The sequence below is a fragment of the Vibrio aerogenes genome (genome assembly GCF_024346755.1).
Classification (GTDB): Bacteria; Pseudomonadota; Gammaproteobacteria; order Enterobacterales; family Vibrionaceae; genus Vibrio; species Vibrio aerogenes.
In genome coordinates, this window is record NZ_AP024861.1 from 252,254 (window position 1) to 269,816 (window position 17,563).

Below are 17,563 nucleotides of genomic sequence, written 5' to 3' on the forward strand. Positions count from 1 at the left end.
ACCGGATTCTTTTATGCACGTTTCTCAAGCGCTCGACATCATCAATCACTGGAAACCCAACCAAGTAGAAACTCTGGCTGACTTACTGCCAACAGAACTCATTGAAGAGGCTTACCAACTCACCGATACAGTTACCCTCAGAAAACGAAAACTCACTCTGGAGTCAATGGCATGGCTGCTCGTTGGGATGGCAATATATAATGATAAGTCGATGGCTGACATCGTCAATATGCTCGACATTGTTGATCGAACCGGTAAACCCTTTGTTGCCCCCAGTGCATTAACGAGGAGAAGAAAAGATCTTGGAGAATCTGCCGCCAAAGCTCTGTTTGAATGTACTCAAAAACACTGGACTGACTGCGCTAACTTTCCTGACTGGAATGGTCTGACCCTTTTAGGGGTGGACGGTGTAATATGGCGAACGGAGGATTCTGAAGAAAACGCTCAGGCTTTTGCCAAGCCGACTTACCGGGATGGACAGGAAATGCAATATCCTCAGGTTCGCATGGTCTGTCAGATGGAGCTCAGCAGTCATCTGATTACAGGGAGTGCCTTCGACTCTTATGCTGTCAATGAAATGAAGCTGGCTGAGCAGTTAATCGAAAGCACACCGGACAACAGCTTAACGCTCTTCGATAAAGGCTTTCACTCTCTTGGTCTGTTACATCAATGGAATGCCACAGGAACAAACAGGCACTGGCTTATCCCTTTAAAAAAAGGGCTTAAGTATCAAGTTGCTCAGTCTTTAGGCCGACACGATAAACTGGTTAAACTGAAAAGTAACCCAAAATCCCGTAAGCTCTGGCCTGAGCTTGCACATGAGGTCACCGTCCGTTTAATCACGAGAGTAAAAGACGGTAAGCAATATGATGTCTTAACCTCCATGACGGATCCAATGTTATACCCAAAATCAGATATTGTTGGTCTGTATGAATACCGATGGGAAATAGAGCTTGGCTACCGGGAGCAAAAGCAATATATGCTGGGTAACAGACTCACGCTTCGCAGTCGGTTGCCCGAACTCGTTAGGCAAGAGCTATGGGGTATTCTGCTGACTTACAATCTCGTGAGATACCAAATGGTGCAAATGTGCATGAATCTGAAAGGAGACTACTTACCTTATCAGTTGAGCTTCAACGGCGCTTTAGCCCATATAATGCGCTTATTAGTTGGGCTCCCTTATTCATCTCCAGGCGCTATCCCGGGGCAGTTGAAAAACTTCTACTCAATATGTGAAAGCTTAATCCTGGAGCCCCGAAGACAGAGATCCTTCCCCAGAGTTGTTAAGCCCAAGCCATGTAAATATCCCAGAAAAAGCAGGGCCGCTCACGTTAAGTGAACGGCATTAGCATATCATGCTGCCTTTTTTTATTTTGAATTTGTAAAAGTGAGGTATCCGTTCCTCAATGTAGATCATTGAGTGTATTGGAACGATGGCATATGTTGCCGGGCGCTGCATTTTGAGGCCAATTGGGTATATAGTATTTATCAGTATTTTGTGTCACTGATTAAAAATTATGAATAAAGAATATGTACGTCTGGTGAGTTTGGCTGCCTGGGCTGCAACCTGTGTTGCTGTTGTCTTACTTGTGATGAAAGTCGTTGCCTGGTGGCTGACAGGGTCCGTCAGTTTACTGGCTTCATTAATTGATTCTTTGCTTGATATAGCGGCTTCTGTCGTGAACCTGATCGTTGTTCGCTATGCGTTGCAGCCCGCTGACCGCGAGCATACTTTCGGTCATGGAAAAGCTGAATCACTGGCTGCGCTCGCTCAGGCGATGTTTGTCTCAGGTTCTGCCTGTTTTCTTATCCTGAATGGCGTTGATCGCTTTTTCAGGCCGCATGAACTCCAGTCGCCTGAATTTGGTATTTACGTGAGTGTGATTGCAATGGTGATTACATTCGCGCTGGTTGTATTTCAAAAATACGTAGTGCGTAAAACCGGCAGTCAGGCGATTGCTGCAGACTCACTTCATTACCAGTCGGACTTATGGATGAATGCGGTGATCATTCTGGCGTTAGGACTGAGCTGGCTGGGATTTGGTCAGGCAGATGCCATTTTCGCGATAGGTATCGGGGTCTTCATCCTGTTTAGTGCATTTAAAATTGTGTATGGCGCGATACAAACATTGCTGGACCGAAAATTACCCGATGAAGAAATTGCTCAGATCAGGCAAATAAGTCTGTCTGTTGAAGGGGTGTTAGGGCTGCATGGTGTCAGAACCCGGATGTCTGGTCCGGTCCGGTTTATCCAGCTTCATCTGGAACTGGATGATCATATACCTTTGATTGATGCCCATGGCATTTCTGATGAAGTGGAAGCGCTGCTGGTGAAACATTTTCCGGGAGCTGACGTGCTTGTCCATCACGATCCATACTCGGTTGTCCTCGGTGCTGAGGAAGAACAGAAACTGAACGATTGGTAGGTCATTGCTCTTACTGGTGTGTCGGAACTTCAGGTTAATTCGCATCGAAAAACAGTTTTTTATAATCGCTAAATATGTTGTACGCCGTTGACGCTGAAAGCCGGAGAATTCATGTATTCTCCGGCTTTTCCCCGCTTTTATACCTTCACATCCCTGTCAGAAGCCTGAAATAATTTCCGTTTATCCTGATATGAATCAACAAAGTGCTTTTGTAAAGTTGCAATACTTCGCACAATTAAGACTTAATCTTCGATGCAAAAAAAGAGTAGAATAGCAGACCCGGTACACCTTAAGGTGCAGTTTTAGTGCCGGGTATAGACTAAGCTGAAAGTGAGTCATATAAATCTGAAGATACTTCCTGTCTGCCGGGGAAACCACGCAGGCAGAGACATAATTTATAGCAATAATTTAAGATTCAGAGGGTAAACATGATTAAGAAAATCGGGATACTGACCAGCGGTGGTGATGCACCGGGAATGAATGCAGCAATCCGGGGTGTTGTTCGTACAGCTTTAGGGGCTGATCTGGAAGTTTATGGTATTTATGACGGTTATCTGGGGCTCTATGAAGACCGTATCGTCAAACTGGAGCGTTCCAGTGTTTCTGATGTGATTAACCGTGGGGGAACATTCCTTGGTTCAGCACGTTTTCCTGAGTTTAAAGAAGTTGAAGTCCGCGAAAAAGCGATTGAAAACCTGAAAAAGCATGGTATCGAAGCTTTGGTTGTGATTGGTGGTGACGGCTCTTACATGGGCGCGAAAAAACTGACTGAGATGGGCTACCCCTGTATCGGTCTGCCGGGCACCATTGATAATGATATTGCCGGAACGGATTATACCATCGGGTATCTGACTGCTCTGAACACTGTCATCGATGCGATTGATCGCCTGCGTGATACTTCTTCTTCTCACCAGCGTATTTCTATTGTTGAAATCATGGGTCGCCATTGTGGTGATTTAACATTGATGTCTGCAATTGCAGGTGGCTGCGAGTATATCATTACACCAGAAACCGGCCTGAATATGGATGAGCTGATTACGAATCTTCAGGATGGTATCTCGAAAGGTAAAAAGCATGCGATTATTGCCCTGACGGAGCTCATGATGGATGCCAATGAACTGGCGAACAAAATTGAATCGGCGACCGGACGGGAAACCAGAGCGACGGTACTGGGCCACATCCAGCGTGGCGGACGCCCGACTGCATTTGATCGTGTGCTCGCTTCCCGGATGGGGAACTATGCAGTTCAGTTATTGCTTGAAGGGCATGGCGGCCGCTGTGTGGGTATTCAGAAAGAAGAACTGATCCACCATGATATCATCGACGCGATTGAAAATATGAAACGCCCGGTTCGTCATGATCTGTATAAAGTCGCTCAGGAATTGTTCTGATCGTACTTTTTTCTGTCTTGTCCTGAGCATGATATGAAACGAAAAAAGACCGCCATCGCGGTCTTTTTTATGAGGTCTGAATAATCAGATAATCACGCTTCTTTCTTCCGGATCTTTCCGGTCAAGGTAATGGATTGACTTGATTCGGCGAATCGTCCGGCAGCGCCCGCGAATCAGCAGGGTTTCGGTTGTTGCGATATTGCCCTGACGGGTCACACCATCCAGCAAATCACCTTTAGTGATACCGGTTGCTGAGAAGATCACATTATCACTTTTGACCATGTCTTCCATTTTCAGCACAACATTTGGTGTTACACCCATTTCTTTGCAACGGTTCAGCTCCTGCCCGCCAATGATCCGGTTTTCGTCTGACTCACCTTTTACATCATGACGCACCAGAAGACGACCATGCATATCTCCATCGAGCGCACGGATGACCGCCGCGGAAACAATGCCTTCCGGTGCACCGCCAATACAGTACATGACATCGACTTCGCTGTCCGGCATACAGGTCAGGATTGAAGCTGCAACATCACCATCCGGCACTGCATACACCCGGACTCCCATTTCCTGCATAGTTTTGATCACCGCATCATGGCGGGGTTTCGCCAGCGTGATAACCACCAGCTCTTCCAAAGATTTCCCCAATGCTTTTGCCACATTTTTCAGATTCTCTTCCAGAGGCAGATGCAGATCAATGCAGCCTTTTGCGCCAGGGCCGACCACCAGCTTTTCCATGTACATGTCCGGTGCTTTCAGAAAGCTGCCTTTTTCAGCTGCGGCCAAAACAGATAATGCATTGGACTGGCCCATCGCCGTCATCCGGGTCCCTTCAATCGGATCGACTGCAATATCGACTTCATCGCCACCAGCGCCGACTTTTTCCCCGATGAACAGCATCGGAGCCTCATCGATTTCACCTTCACCGATAACGATTTCACCGGTAATTTCAGTTTTGTTCAAAAGGCTGCGCATGACTTCAACTGCTGCACCGTCCGCTGCATTTTTATCACCGCGCCCGAGCCATTTATAACCGGCCAGCGCCGCACCTTCCGTGACCCGGGAAAATGCCATTGCTAAATCGCGTTTCATGAGAACTCCATAAGTTACGTACACCAAGGGTCTACAGACTCCAAATATGATGCGGATTCTATCACATCCGGTAAAAAATCACGGCAGTTTCTTCAGCGCAAACCGCCGTCAGATGTGGGATAAAACGCTGACAGACTTTCATGTCCGGGTAAAAAAGTTAGTTTATTGTCAAATCACGTCTCTTTTTTAAGCGAACAGTATAAATATTTCATGATAAGGCGTGTGTATGGTACAAGGGCTGAGTAGAATAGAGCAGTTTTTAAGTATCGGACCACATAGGATATTACTGGATATGTCTTTTGAAGTATTAGAGAAGTTAGAAGCGAAAGTTCAGGCGGCTGTAGACACCATTACTTTGCTTCAGATGGAAATAGAAGAACTGAAAGAAGAGAAGCAAAAGCTGACAGAAGAAGCCAACGGGCTGAAAGCTGAAAAAGAGCAGCTGGTGCAGCGGGTGGAAGATGTTCAGAAAGAGCAAACCGTGTGGCAGGAACGCATCCGGGGTTTGCTTGGAAAAATGGAAGATGTCGAGTAACGTTTTCAGTCTCTCATCCGGTCAGATCGTTGATGCCGGCATGACGCCGGCATTTATTTTTGGCAGGTTAGGAAGAGGGTTAGGTTCAGGCGGTTTGCTGAACCGGTCTTACTCCCAGTGTATGACACAGTGCGTAAGTCATTTCAGCCCGGTTCAGGGTATAGAAATGGAAATCTTTCACGCCTTCGCGGCTTAAGACCCGAATCATATCAATTGCCTGACTGGCACCGACCAGTTGTCTGGTGGTTGGATCGTCGTCAAGCCCTTCAAACTGTTTTGCCATCCATCCCGGTACTTTGACATGGTTCATTGCAGCAAAGCGTGAAGCCTGTTTGAAATTACTGACCGGCAGAATACCCGGAACAATTTCCACATCGATCCCTGTTGCTGCACAACGATCCCTGAACCGCAGATAGCATTCGATATCAAAGAAAAACTGCGTAATTGCACGGTTGGCTCCCGCTTCAATTTTACGTTTCAGGTTGAGTAAGTCGGCCTGCGCGCTTTTTGCTTCGGGATGAACTTCCGGAAAAGCAGCCACTGAAATATCAAAGTCATGACGTTCTTTCAGGAGTGTGACCAAGTCTGCTGCATACATCTCCGGTTTGCCACCACCCGGTGGAATATCGCCACGCAAAGCAACAATATTATGAATGCCATTCTCCCAGTAATCATCTGCGATGTGGCAGAGTTCTTCCCGGCTGGCATCAATACAGGTTAAATGTGGTGCTGCAACCAAACCTGTCTGACTTTTGATTTCTTTAATAATGGAATGCGTCCGGTCCCGCTCTCCGGAATTTGCCCCGTAGGTGACAGAAACAAATTTTGGCTGTAAATCTTTCAGCCGGTGAACCGAATTCCACAGCGTTTCTTCCATTTTAGGTGTGCTGGGCGGAAAAAATTCAAAAGAGACATTGATGTCATCCGACAGCTCTGCAATGTTCTGGTTGAGCGCATCAATGTGGCCTGCATGTGTATATCCCATCTTCCTCTCCCCTTGATGATGGACTGTACGCCGTCTATTTGCGTTTAGACGTCTATATGTCCAAATATTCTCTTTTAATACACTTCATGTCAACGCGCTAAACTTGAATTTTATTCATGTTGATTGTGAGTGTTTTTCAACCAGAGAAAAGATCGCATCAGATGACTGGTAAATTATAGCCTGTCTGCCATGAAGCGCAGAATTGTCAGAGAAAAGGAGGAAAAAGCCGGCGCTGCATAGGCAGCCCCGGCAGGAAGGGAAATGTTCAAATTTATTAAAGCAGGCCGGAAAGCCGGTTGATATCGGACTGAATCGCACCGGCAGTGACTTCCCGCCCGGCCCCCGGACCACGAATCACCAACGGGTTGTCTTTATACCATTTGCTCTCTATCGCAAAAATATTGTCACAAGGCAGCAGGTTCGCCAGTGGATGCTCCTGCGGCAATGCTTCAATGCCGACAGTTGCCTTACCGGTTTTCTCCAGCCGGGCGACATAGCGCAGTACCTTGTCTTCTTTACGGGCCTTCGCAAGGCGCTGAGACAGCTGTTCATCGAGCAGCGTGCCTTTATCAAGAAAATCATCCAGAGAGAGTTCAGCCAGCTCGTCCGGCACCAGAGATTCAACCACGACCTGATCCGGCTCAATCTCAAGTCCGGATTCTCTGGCCAGAATCACCAGTTTTCTCATCACATCGGAGCCATCGAGATCATGACGCGGGTCCGGCTCAGTTAAGCCTTGCTGCCATGCCTGATCAATCAGCTCGTTGAAAGGAATCATGCCGTCGTACTGCTGGAACAGCCAGGATAAAGTGCCGGAGAAAATACCCGAGAGTGCGGTAATCTCATCACCACTTTCCCGCAAATCCCTGACGGTATGGTTAATCGGCAAGCCGGCACCAACCGTTGCGTTGTAGAACCAGTGACGACCGATTTTTGAGAAAGCATCCTTGATCTGGTAGTAATACTCACTGCTGGCTGCTCCGGCGACTTTATTCACCGAAATCAAATGCATGCCCAAACCGGCGATATCGAGGTACTGTTCTGCCATTTTCTTGCTGGCGGTGACATCCAGTACAATCACTTCATCATAATTTTTGAGTTGTCCCAGCGCCGGCAGCCACTCATCCGCTTCATAGGGTTTAGCCTGCTCACTGAAGCGGGCTTCTGCCTGAAGCGGATCAATGCCGTCTTCGTCCAGCCAGTATTCCTGACTGGAAATGATGGCGACCAGTTCAAAATTCATTTCCCGGCGCTTTTCCAGAACTTCCTTCTGCTCTGCAAACAATTTCAGCCAGCTTGCACCGATGTTTCCTTTGCCGCAGAGTGCAAGCGCCACGCGTTTATGGGCCTGAAACAGTTGGGAATGGAGTATTGTCAGCAGAGGCTGAAGTGGTGTTTTACGTAAAATTGCCACCAGACTGAGCTCAGATTCAGGTGAATCAATAAATTCCAGTGAAGATTGTTTGAGTCGCTGATAAAACCCGAAACAGTGGTTGGCGTTTTTGGTAATTCCGGCTCCCACGGCGGCGATCATGGCATATCCGCCTTTGATATAAAACTCAGCATCCGCAATGTTTTCCTGAAGGATGCGCATGACCTCGCTGGTCATTTCAGCGGTATAAGCCAGACGTATCCGGCTGTGGTCTTCCTGCCGTTCCACTGCCAGCGGGGCCAGTTGCTCCCGCTTCAGCAGCTCTGTGACCTGAGCTTGCTGGCGGTTGAAATCGTGCCCCTGGGTAAAATGCACTTCCAGCAGCAACACATCATCCAGCGAAGTAATGATCTTTGCGCCGCGTCCTGAAGCCAGAATCCGTTCAATATGTGTTGAGCCTGACTCGGGTTGATAGCTGCAACGTAAGTGAAGGTCAATGGAACTTTGGGCGACAGGCTGTAATGTCCGGCTGTGAAGCACAGGTGCCGCAAGACGGGCCAGCTCACTGGCTTCATCCAAACGAAGTAAAGGCAGCAAACAGGCATCTTCAACCACTCGGGGATCTGCACTGTAGACACCAGCCACATCACTCCAGATGGTCACCCGTTCAACCTCGGCCAGTGCGCCGATAATTGTGGCTGAATAATCCGAACCATTCCGCCCCAGGAGTACCGTTTTACCTGCATCGTTCTGTGCGATAAACCCGGTGAAAATAATCCGCTGGTGGGCATTCTGAACCAATATTTCCTGAAGTAACGGATAAGACTTCGCCCGGTCGACTTCAGGTTGTGCTCCGCTCTGAGCCCGCAAAAAGGTGCGCGCATCCTGTGCAATAGCAACCATGCCGTGTTGATTTAACAGGGCTGCCATGATTCGGGATGACCATGATTCTCCGTGGGCCAGAATAGCGTTACGCTGATAGTCATCCAGCGGGGCGGTCAGAGAGTCAAGATAACTGATTTCATCACTTAACTGTGCCGCCAGTGCCTGTGCCACTTCGCCATCAAGCAAATCATTGATCAAATGAAGCTGAAACTGGCGAATATCGTTAAGAATCGCATGCGCGTCATGGGGGGATGAAAGTGAGTCCGCAAAAGCAATCAGATGATTGGTTGTTTTTCCTGCGGCGGATACAACAATCAAATCATGAGGCTCTGAATACTCTTTGAGAATCGTTGCAACACGACGATAACACTCCGGATTGGCAAGACTGCTGCCACCAAACTTGTGGAGCTGACGTGATGTAACCATTAATTTTCCTCCTGCGCGTAAGTAAATGCCTGATCAAGATCGGCAATCAGATCGCCGGCATCTTCAAGGCCAACTGATAAACGCAACAATTGCTGTGAAATGCCTGCGTTCTTCAGGGCTTCATCATCCATGGCCCGGTGAGTCATCGACGCCGGATGACAAATCAGACTTTCAACGCCACCCAATGATTCTGCCAGTGAAAACAATTGCAGTTGGCTGACGAATTTCTTTAACTGGTCGTAACTGCCAGCAAACTCGAAGCTTAGCATTGAACCGAAGCCTTTTTGTTGCTTTTTCGCAATTTCGTGTCCGGGATGCGTCGGTAACCCCGGATGATACACTGTTCCGGCCAGTTTGTGCGACAGAAGATAATCGAGAATTTTCTGAGAATTTTCTTCATGGCTGCGCATCCGCGCACCCAGCGTCCGGATGCCCCGCAGCGTCATATAGCTATCGAATGGCGTGCCGGATGCGCCGATACAATTCGCCCACCAGCCCAGAGTTTCACCATCTTCTGCTGTTTTACTGATAATGACGCCACCCAGTACATCGGAATGACCGTTAATATATTTGGTGGTTGAGTGAATGACGAAATCTGCACCAAGAGAAATGGGCTGCTGATAAACAGGAGACAAGAACGTATTATCCACCGCAACTTTGGCACCGGTTGCGTGAGCCTGCTGGCAAATCTTCTCGATATCGACCACTCTGACCAGCGGGTTTGACGGCGTTTCCAGCAGAATCAGTTTCGGTTTAAGTGCCATGGCTTCCCGGACGGCCGCATCATCACAAAAGTCGACAAACTTCACCTTAAAATCACCTTTCAGTGCCCGGTTATGGAACAAACGATATGTGCCGCCATAACAGTCGTTCGGTGCCAGTAACAACTCGCCGGGATTCAGGAAAGCGGACACCCATAAATTCAGCGCAGCCGTGCCGCAGTTGGTAATCACAGCGGCCTGACCACCTTCCAGTTCATAAAGTGCTTTTTCCAGTAATCCACGGTTCGGATTGCCCGACCGGGTGTAATCATATTCAGGCACTTCACCAAAGGCCGGAAAGCCATAATTGGTGGAAAGGTAAATGGGCGGAACAACCGCATGATATTGCGTGTCGGACTCAATGCCGGTCCGGACGGCGATGGTAGCAGGTTTGCGAGAGGTCATAACGGATTCCTTCCTGTCAATGAAAGCAGCTTTTTAAGGCATCTTAGTGTTTTTTGAGAAGTCTGCCTACTTTACTGTGATGATGTGAAGACGTCAATACATCCAGATGGCTATATGTCTTTGCTTGTAGCGGTAAATAAAGCTAGAATGTCGGACAATCATCGTCCCTGATGTGACCAGGGATAATTGCGAGTGAATTGACACGATACCTGAAACTAACTGGCATCATTGCCGCCTGCTGACAAGGTATCCGGACGATATAAATGAGGATGAGTGATGGCAGACTGGAATGGTGAATATATCAGTCCTTATGCGGAACACGGGAAAAAAAGCGAACAGGTGAAGAAGATCACGGTGTCGATTCCACTGAAAGTTCTGAAAGTACTGACAGATGAGCGAACCCGCCGTCAGATTAATAACCTGCGCCATGCAACCAACAGTGAACTTCTGTGTGAAGCATTTCTGCATGCATACACCGGGCAACCACTGCCAACGGATGAAGATTTAAGAAAAGATCGTCCTGACGATATTCCCGCGGAAGCAAAAGCAATCATGACTGAGATGGGCATTGAGTTTGAAGCCTATGATGAAGAAGAGATCTGACTCATCTGACCGCGTATTTGATCTCCCCATTGATGAAAACACCCGAACCTGTGATTCGGGTGTTTTTGTTTGTGATGATTGACTGGACGTCTGGTTGACTGGACGTCTGTCCCGATAAAAGCGTGCCTCACCGAACAATAAATAACCAATCTGATTGACCGCAATTGAGATAAGAGAAAAATAGCTGAAATAAATGGAATAAATATCACTTTTTTGTTGTTCCGTTAGCCGCTTTTTTCTCAATGCCCGTGTGCGAACAAATATGAAACAGTATCATAGCGCTTGGTGATCATACCCAAGCGATCTGACCTTTGTATTCCGGTGTGAATCCGCAGATCTTTTGGGTATAACAATTCTGCCTGAGCAACCTGCATGACGCCGTTTCAGAACACTCGGGTAAAGGGTTTTCAACTGAATAACAAGAATCTGAAGAAATAAGGTAATTATTATGTCTGGGTTAGGTTTTCGTCTTACCATCGACGGGGTGGAAGACGACACGCTGGTTGTGCGTGATTTTCAGGGCTGCGATGCCATCTCCGCCGGGACGGACGGGCTGGGCAGCCCGGTTTACGGCTATCGTTATCAGATTAATTTTGCCAGTCGCAGCGCGGGGCTGACGGCAGAGCAAATCGTCGATCATACTGCCCTGCTGGAAGTGATCCGTGACGGCTTTGTGCTCCAGCGGGTGCACGGGATTGTCCGCAACTTCAGCCGTGGCGACACCGGCCATCATCACTCTTTTTATACTTTAACGCTGGTGCCGTCGCTGGAGCGCCTGGCACTGCGCCGCAACAGCCGCAGTTTTCAGGATTTAACCGTGCCGGAAATCCTCTCCATCCTGATGAAAGAGATGGAAATCAACGACTATATCGACGGCATTAAACGCACCTGTGCCAAGCGGGAATTCTGCGTGCAGTACCGCGAAACCGATCTGGAATTCTTCCACCGGCTGGCCGCAGAAGAAGGGATCATGTATGCCTTTATTCACCAGAAAGACAAACATATTCTGCTGCTGACTGATGATCCGGAAGGTTTCCCGACCCGTGATGAGCCGGTGCTGTACAACAACCTGTCCGGTGGCGTGAGCGACTTACCTTATATTTCTTCGCTGTCTGAGCATTATCAGTCGCAGTCGAATAAAATTCAGATGCAGGATTACAGCTTCAAAAAGCCCGGCTACAGCTTTCAGCAGAGCGCAGAAGCGGTGAATATCAACCAGCTGGAAACCTACGAATACTTCGACCATCCCGGCCGGTTTAAAGACGATGGCAACGGCAAAGCCTTTACCCAAATCCGCCTTGATGCCCTGCGCCGGGAATATCACACCGCGACCGGTAAAAGTGACCAGCCACGCCTTCAGGCCGGGCTGCATTTTTATGTCGGCGACCACTTTGACCCGGCAATGAACCGCGACTGGATTGTGGTGGCGTCCAGCCATCAGGGCAGTCAGCCACAGGCACTGGAAGAAGGCAGCAGCGCCGGTGCAACCACCTATTCGAACCAGTTTAAACTCATCCCCGGTGATAAAGTCTGGCGCGCGATGCCGGAGCCTGCCCCGCAGGTGGACGGCCCGTGTATTGCCACCGTGGTCGGCCCGGACGGCGAAGAGATTTACTGTGATGAATTTGGCCGGGTGAAGCTGCATTTTCCGTGGGACAGATACAGCAACACCGACGATCAAAGCTCGTGCTGGATCCGTGTCTCGCAAGGCTGGGCGGGGCCGCAATACGGCACCGTGATGATCCCGCGGGTGGGCCATGAAGTGGTGGTGTCTTTTCTCAACGGCGACCCGGATCAGCCGATCGTGACGGGCAGAACCTATCATGCCAGTAACAAAGCGCCGTATGCGTTGCCGGATAACAAGACCAAAACCGTGCTGCGCACCGAAACCCATCAGGGCGAAGGTTACAACGAGCTGAGTTTTGAAGATCAGTCCGGCAGCGAGCAGATCTTTATCCACGGGCAGAAAGATGCCGATCTCATTACTGAGAATGATGAGATTCATCATGTGAAACACGACCGGCACCTGACGATTGAAAACAACCGCTGGACGCACATTAAAAAAGACAGTCATCTGACGGTGGAAGAAGAAACCCGGGAGAAAATCACCGGTAATCAGAGTCTGGTGATTGATGGCGAAATGCATATCAAGGCCGGAAAAGTGTGGGTGAATGAAACCGGCACAGAAGTGCACATCAAAGCCGGTGAAACCGTGGTGCTGGAAGCCGGAAATGAGCTGACCCTGAAAGCCGGTGGCAGCTTTGTGAAAGTCGATCCGGGCGGTGTGTCGCTCAAAGGCGCGAAAGTCGGCCTGAACTCCGGCGGCAGCGCTGGCAGTGGCAGCGGTTATGCCGGAGAAGAGGCCGAGCTGCCTAATGAGCTTGAATACATCAAAGGCCCGAAAAGCGCCAAAGGTGGCGGCGGTGGCGGTACCGACCCAAGTGGCTCCGGCGGCGGCAGTGCCGGAACCGGAGCAATTGAACAGACCAACGGCGGCGGAGGCGGCGGCGCTGGAGGAGGTGGCGGCGGTGGTTCGTCATCCGGTGGCGGCGCGTCTGGTGGGTCTGCTGCGGGTGGATCGTCTTCTTCTGCTTCTGCGGGTGGCAGTGCGGCCTCAGCTGTTGCGGCAGCAGCAGGTGCGGCGGCTTCCACGGTGGCTGAAAATGTGCCGAAAATCACCAAACAGGCCCTCAAACATGCGGAAGAAAAACATGCGGCAGCAGTCAAACCCTGCCCTTACGCCAACGGAGGTGATGCATGAGTCAACCCATTCACCTCTGGCTGGCCGAACCCGCTTCATCCCGCTACTGGCTCACAGGGTATCTGCCATTTGAGCAGGCACAGCAACATGCTGCAACCCATGAAACACTTCAGGCGGCACTGGCTGATACCGGCGTTTTATTCTCCGGTCCGGCCTTTGCACAGGTGATGGCGATGTCGCCCCGGCTGGTCCGGGCTGAGACCGCCTGCCAGCTTCCGGCTGAGATCCTCAGTCAGGGCATTGGCCTTGAAAGTCAGGCGGACTATGCCGGTATGCTGGCACATCTGCGCAGCCTGCTGATGGCTGCCATGGATGGTGAGGAAGTGCTGTTTCGGTTTTATGACCCGCAGGTGCTCTTGCCGATGCTGGCAACCATGGCACAGGATGAAGTGGACTTACTGCTGGGCAATTTGTCTTGCTTGTGCGGCATCGCAGACAAGGCACCAATCCGTTATCACCGCAGCGAACAGGCTGCTTTTACCCCGCAATCCGCCACCTGGTGGAAAATTCAGCCTCATCATTTAAAACCGGTGTACAAAACCGATGTGCACGCCCGTTCACTGGAGCGTTACTGGTGGGAGAAAATCCCCGCCACCATGAATCAGCCCGATGACCCGTATGCCCTGATCCTGAGTGCGCTGGAACAGGCGCAACAGCTGAATTACAGCGATACACAAGCGGAACTGCTGGCATTAAGCACGCTGGCACAGGAAACCGACACCCCGGCAGAGCAACTGGCCGATGTGTTTTATTTCACCGCGGATGAACGCAATACCCTGTACAGAATCAATAAGGAGAATCAGGCATGAGTGCAACCGGCGCAGGCAGTCACTGCACGACGTGTGAAAAATACGACCACTGGATTGAGCTGGTAGTGGTGGATGAGCACAACCAGAGCTTTGACACAGTCAAAGGCACGCTGACCGATGGCAGCGGCAAAAAACACGATATCGAAATCAGCGATCAGCCACTGTTGGTGGAAGGGTTAGCACCGGGGCGGGTGACACTCAGCTTGCAGAAAAAACCATGGCTGAAACAGGCGCAGGCACGCACCCCCAATCAGGCAGACGATGACCCGGTGCAGCAGTGGCTGGATGATAACCCGACCGGTCATGAGGCAAGCGAACGTCAGCTGCAGAATGCTACCATGGGTGATTTGATCTCCAAAGGGAAAACCCAGAACACCCTGCCGGAGCGTCACCGGGCAGGTCAGGCAGGCACACTCAAACTAGCCACGGATAACAGCTATGTGATGAAAATACAGGGCGCGAATTACATCACCCTGCGGCTGGGCATGTTTTTTGATGGTACGGCGAATAATACCTATAGTGCGGACTGGGGAAAGCAGCAGCTTGAGAAATACTATAAAAACTGGAAAGCTTTTGATAGTCAGACCCGTGATGAGATATCGAAAAAAATACATATACCAGCCAAACTGTTACCGGCAAGCGAACTGACAGATATTTGTTTTCAGTTACCTAAATCAATGATTAAAGCCGATTGTGGCAGTGCCTGTAATGAGCGAACCAATGTTCAGAAATTGTTTGATTTGTATCAAAATGACTATGTTCAAAAGACTCAGGTGGTCAACTATCCACTTTATATTACCGGGATTGGGACCGGTAATGAAACCGCGATTGCCCCGGCAGATGAATCAGAAAAAGTTGGGATGGGGTTGGGAAAAGGAAAGTATGGGGTGGATGCCAAAGCGTTACACGGTATCGATAACATTGCTAAAATGCTTAAGCAAATTTATGAGGCAGCAGAAGAAAAGCTGTCAGATGGAGAATACGTTGACGGTTTTCACAGGATTGAAATCGATGCCTTTGGCTTCAGCCGTGGTGCAGCTGCGGCCCGTAGCTTTATTAACTATGTGCTGGATGGCAAGTTTGGTGAATTTTCGGTGCGGTTACGGCGGGCTTTAAAAAGAGATAAAATTTATCTGTGTTCAGCATTTGATGTGGCCGACAATCAATATTGTCAGGTGATGTTTGCCGGACTGTTTGATACGGTTGCAGCAACCGGATTACCCCATAACAATAAAAATCTGCCCGGCCGCTTGTGGCTGGACCCTAAGCGGGTACAGAAAGTCGTACATTTAACCGCAAATCCCACCACTGAATACCGCTATAACTTTTGCCTGAATCAGGTAAACCCTGCCGGGCATTTTGAGGAGCATGTTTTACCGGGTGCGCATTCAGATTTAGGCGGCGGCTATTTTGCGACGGCCAGCTTTGAACAAAATGATCCGATATATGAAAATCAGTTAGTTGCGGAGTTTTCGGATATAACGGAATATGGTGTGCGCCAGAAGCTGAAAGAAATGCAACAGACTAAAGAAACGATGGGCTGGCCAAAATCTGGTTTTGAACAAGTCATCAGTTATGACGGTTCAAGTAGTTATTTGTTTGGACATTATATCGGCAGACTCTATTGCCGCCGTGTCGTAGTTGACAATATTTCGCCGGATGACTATTTGCTGCCAGTATATGAAAATCAATTGGTTGCAGAGCTTTCGGATATAACGGAATATGGTGTGCGCCAGAAGCTGGAAGAAAAACAACGGGCTGAAGAAGCGCTGGGCTGGCCAAGATCCGGCTTTAAACAGGTCACCAGCTATGAGGATTCAAACAGCATTTTTGGGGGGGCATCATATCGGTAAACTTTATTGCCGCCGAGTGGTGAATGGCTATCTTTCGCGGGTCTACCTGCGTTTGATGTATGGGCTGGCAGAATATCATGGCGTGCCGGTTAAAGATGTTGATGAAATCAAGTGGGATGCCCCTCTATACAGAATTCCAATGGAATATTCCTCTCTGGAAAACCCTGCAATTGCCCCTTTGCCTTTAGGGACAATGGGAGAGCAAGTGTTAGCTGTAGCCCGTGAAGGGAAAGTATTAGCAGCACTGAAAAGTCACCAGACACTCAACCATCTGATGGCATTAAATTTGATTCATCATTCCTCTGCGGTTGGGATAGCCAATAAACCAAATTTTGATAAAACCCGGAATCAGTATTACAGAGTTGTATATCCGTGTGCTAAAGAAATTAACCTGAAGATTGAGACAGATAAACTGTACCGGGAACACCCAGAGCTAGCAGGAAAAGAATATTATCATGGTCCTTAAAATCCCTTTCAAACTGAAAATTGGCATCTTACTGGCGATAGTTATTTCGGCCAGCGTTGGTGGTTATGTGGTATATCACGATACTGCTTATGCACCAAAGCTGGCTGAAGGAGCTGGACCTTGGAATCTCTATATCAGCATGCCCTCATTATATCCGGTTTTGGTGACCCGGGCATACGGTGTAAGTGAAGCAGGAGACTGGACATCACCAACCATTGGTGGAAGCCAATCGTTCAGTCTCTCCAGCCTGAAACATGTTCGGAAAAATTTCCCAGAATATGATGGTTATGGATTACCTATTAGCCGCACAGTCAATACAACGCTGACCCAAATGTCGGGTAAGCAAAGTATTCCAGACAGTATCTATTTGTACTGGGTATCACTGGCTAATCAGCGATTTTTTGTCACCCAATTTAATATTACGCCGGAAATTGTGGCAAAAATGCAACAGGTCCATCGCTGGGGTGAACGAGATTGTTCACTGAATCATTTCGTATTTGGTTTATTACCGAATGGCCGTGCGAAAGTCTGGCTGACCGGATGCAGGGTGCCTGAATATATCGGAGAAATACCACCGCAAATGGAGGCAAGAGCTGATAGCAGTGGTTTTGGTAAAGCACACTATAAGAAACTTTATTTTCAGGATATTCAGGAGCGGGCTGAAGCTTTGGGGGTTAATTTGTTCCCGGTACCGTGGGAAAAGCTGGAGCGGATCTACACCTATCAAAAAGATGGTAAAGGGGCTTTGCGTAAAGCGAGAAAGCTGAAACAGCAGCAACAGGCAGGTAAGTAA

14 protein-coding genes are annotated in these 17,563 nt (G+C 49.0%); 10 read left to right on the forward strand and 4 right to left on the reverse strand.

Translation table 11 applies throughout. From position 1 onward, the window contains the following. The first annotated feature begins 13 nt into the window (after positions 1–13). The 3 genes from OCV29_RS01140 to pfkA all read left to right on the forward strand — a co-directional run bounded on the left by OCV29_RS01140 (position 14) and on the right by pfkA (position 3,817). Positions 14–1,339: an IS4 family transposase gene (locus OCV29_RS01140; protein WP_261887323.1), complete on the forward strand. Its 1,326-nt coding sequence runs from the start codon at positions 14–16 to the stop codon at positions 1,337–1,339. Between the two features lie 178 nt (positions 1,340–1,517). Then, positions 1,518–2,426 carry a CDF family cation-efflux transporter FieF gene (gene fieF / locus OCV29_RS01145; protein ID WP_073601880.1) on the forward strand — a complete coding sequence of 303 codons (909 nt, stop codon included), beginning with the start codon at positions 1,518–1,520 and terminating at the stop codon, positions 2,424–2,426. Between the two features lie 428 nt (positions 2,427–2,854). Then, positions 2,855–3,817, forward strand: coding sequence for a 6-phosphofructokinase (gene pfkA / locus OCV29_RS01150; RefSeq protein WP_073601879.1), 963 nt, complete (start codon positions 2,855–2,857; stop codon positions 3,815–3,817). Between the two features lie 84 nt (positions 3,818–3,901). On the opposite strand, the gene glpX is transcribed toward pfkA, so the two are convergent. Further along, positions 3,902–4,909, reverse strand: coding sequence for a class II fructose-bisphosphatase (gene glpX, locus OCV29_RS01155; protein ID WP_073601878.1), 1,008 nt, complete (start codon positions 4,907–4,909; stop codon positions 3,902–3,904). A gap of 292 nt (positions 4,910–5,201) precedes the next feature. Here glpX and zapB point away from each other — a divergent pair, with 292 nt between their 5' ends. Then, positions 5,202–5,444 (forward strand): cell division protein ZapB, encoded by a 243-nt coding sequence (gene zapB, locus OCV29_RS01160; protein ID WP_073601877.1) that lies wholly within the window; start codon positions 5,202–5,204, stop codon positions 5,442–5,444. Between the two features lie 85 nt (positions 5,445–5,529). Here the strand turns inward: zapB and metF are convergent, their stop codons facing one another. The 3 genes from metF to OCV29_RS01175 form a co-directional block, all read right to left on the reverse strand. Continuing rightward, on the reverse strand, positions 5,530–6,429 hold the full coding sequence (gene metF, locus OCV29_RS01165) for a methylenetetrahydrofolate reductase (protein ID WP_073601876.1): 900 nt from the start codon (positions 6,427–6,429) through the stop codon (positions 5,530–5,532). Between the two features lie 274 nt (positions 6,430–6,703). Further along, entirely contained in the window at positions 6,704–9,112 is a 2,409-nt protein-coding gene (locus OCV29_RS01170; RefSeq protein ID WP_073601875.1) for a bifunctional aspartate kinase/homoserine dehydrogenase II, read from the reverse strand. Then, positions 9,112–10,278, reverse strand: a complete 1,167-nt coding sequence (locus tag OCV29_RS01175; protein ID WP_073601874.1) for an O-succinylhomoserine (thiol)-lyase — start codon at positions 10,276–10,278, stop codon at positions 9,112–9,114. Before OCV29_RS01175 ends, OCV29_RS01170 begins: the two co-directional genes overlap by 1 nt. A 276-nt stretch (positions 10,279–10,554) precedes the next feature. Between OCV29_RS01175 and metJ the strand changes: the two genes are divergently transcribed. The 6 genes from metJ (at position 10,555) to OCV29_RS01205 (ending at position 17,563) form a co-directional block, all read left to right on the forward strand. Continuing rightward, the gene (metJ, locus tag OCV29_RS01180; protein WP_073601873.1) at positions 10,555–10,881 is read left to right on the forward strand and encodes a met regulon transcriptional regulator MetJ; all 327 of its coding nucleotides are present in this window, start codon (positions 10,555–10,557) and stop codon (positions 10,879–10,881) included. Positions 10,882–11,329: 448 nt separating this feature from the next. Continuing rightward, positions 11,330–13,642 carry a type VI secretion system Vgr family protein gene (locus OCV29_RS01185; protein WP_073601872.1) on the forward strand — a complete coding sequence of 771 codons (2,313 nt, stop codon included), beginning with the start codon at positions 11,330–11,332 and terminating at the stop codon, positions 13,640–13,642. Next, positions 13,639–14,451 carry a DUF4123 domain-containing protein gene (locus tag OCV29_RS01190; RefSeq protein WP_073601871.1) on the forward strand — a complete coding sequence of 271 codons (813 nt, stop codon included), beginning with the start codon at positions 13,639–13,641 and terminating at the stop codon, positions 14,449–14,451. The genes OCV29_RS01185 and OCV29_RS01190 overlap by 4 nt, the downstream gene beginning before the upstream one ends. Further along, entirely contained in the window at positions 14,448–16,304 is a 1,857-nt protein-coding gene (locus OCV29_RS01195; protein WP_261887349.1) for a DUF2235 domain-containing protein, read from the forward strand. The genes OCV29_RS01190 and OCV29_RS01195 overlap by 4 nt, the downstream gene beginning before the upstream one ends. Further along, a complete protein-coding gene (locus tag OCV29_RS01200; RefSeq protein WP_261887350.1) occupies positions 16,261–16,770 on the forward strand; it encodes a hypothetical protein in 510 nt (169 codons plus the stop codon). Before OCV29_RS01195 ends, OCV29_RS01200 begins: the two co-directional genes overlap by 44 nt. Next, the gene (locus tag OCV29_RS01205; protein ID WP_073601869.1) at positions 16,760–17,563 is read left to right on the forward strand and encodes a DUF2931 family protein; all 804 of its coding nucleotides are present in this window, start codon (positions 16,760–16,762) and stop codon (positions 17,561–17,563) included. The genes OCV29_RS01200 and OCV29_RS01205 overlap by 11 nt, the downstream gene beginning before the upstream one ends.

Bases quoted from the DNA above. Each gene is read 5' to 3' on its own strand.
- OCV29_RS01140 (WP_261887323.1), top strand. From the start codon at position 14: ATGCACGTTTCTCAAGCGCTCGACATCATCAATCACTGGAAACCCAAC.
- fieF (WP_073601880.1), top strand. From the start codon at position 1,518: ATGAATAAAGAATATGTACGTCTGGTGAGTTTGGCTGCCTGGGCTGCA.
- pfkA (WP_073601879.1), top strand. From the start codon at position 2,855: ATGATTAAGAAAATCGGGATACTGACCAGCGGTGGTGATGCACCGGGA.
- glpX (WP_073601878.1), bottom strand. From the start codon at position 4,909: ATGAAACGCGATTTAGCAATGGCATTTTCCCGGGTCACGGAAGGTGCG.
- zapB (WP_073601877.1), top strand. From the start codon at position 5,202: ATGTCTTTTGAAGTATTAGAGAAGTTAGAAGCGAAAGTTCAGGCGGCT.
- metF (WP_073601876.1), bottom strand. From the start codon at position 6,429: ATGGGATATACACATGCAGGCCACATTGATGCGCTCAACCAGAACATT.
- OCV29_RS01170 (WP_073601875.1), bottom strand. From the start codon at position 9,112: ATGGTTACATCACGTCAGCTCCACAAGTTTGGTGGCAGCAGTCTTGCC.
- OCV29_RS01175 (WP_073601874.1), bottom strand. From the start codon at position 10,278: ATGACCTCTCGCAAACCTGCTACCATCGCCGTCCGGACCGGCATTGAG.
- metJ (WP_073601873.1), top strand. From the start codon at position 10,555: ATGGCAGACTGGAATGGTGAATATATCAGTCCTTATGCGGAACACGGG.
- OCV29_RS01185 (WP_073601872.1), top strand. From the start codon at position 11,330: ATGTCTGGGTTAGGTTTTCGTCTTACCATCGACGGGGTGGAAGACGAC.
- OCV29_RS01190 (WP_073601871.1), top strand. From the start codon at position 13,639: ATGAGTCAACCCATTCACCTCTGGCTGGCCGAACCCGCTTCATCCCGC.
- OCV29_RS01195 (WP_261887349.1), top strand. From the start codon at position 14,448: ATGAGTGCAACCGGCGCAGGCAGTCACTGCACGACGTGTGAAAAATAC.
- OCV29_RS01200 (WP_261887350.1), top strand. From the start codon at position 16,261: ATGAGGATTCAAACAGCATTTTTGGGGGGGCATCATATCGGTAAACTT.
- OCV29_RS01205 (WP_073601869.1), top strand. From the start codon at position 16,760: ATGGTCCTTAAAATCCCTTTCAAACTGAAAATTGGCATCTTACTGGCG.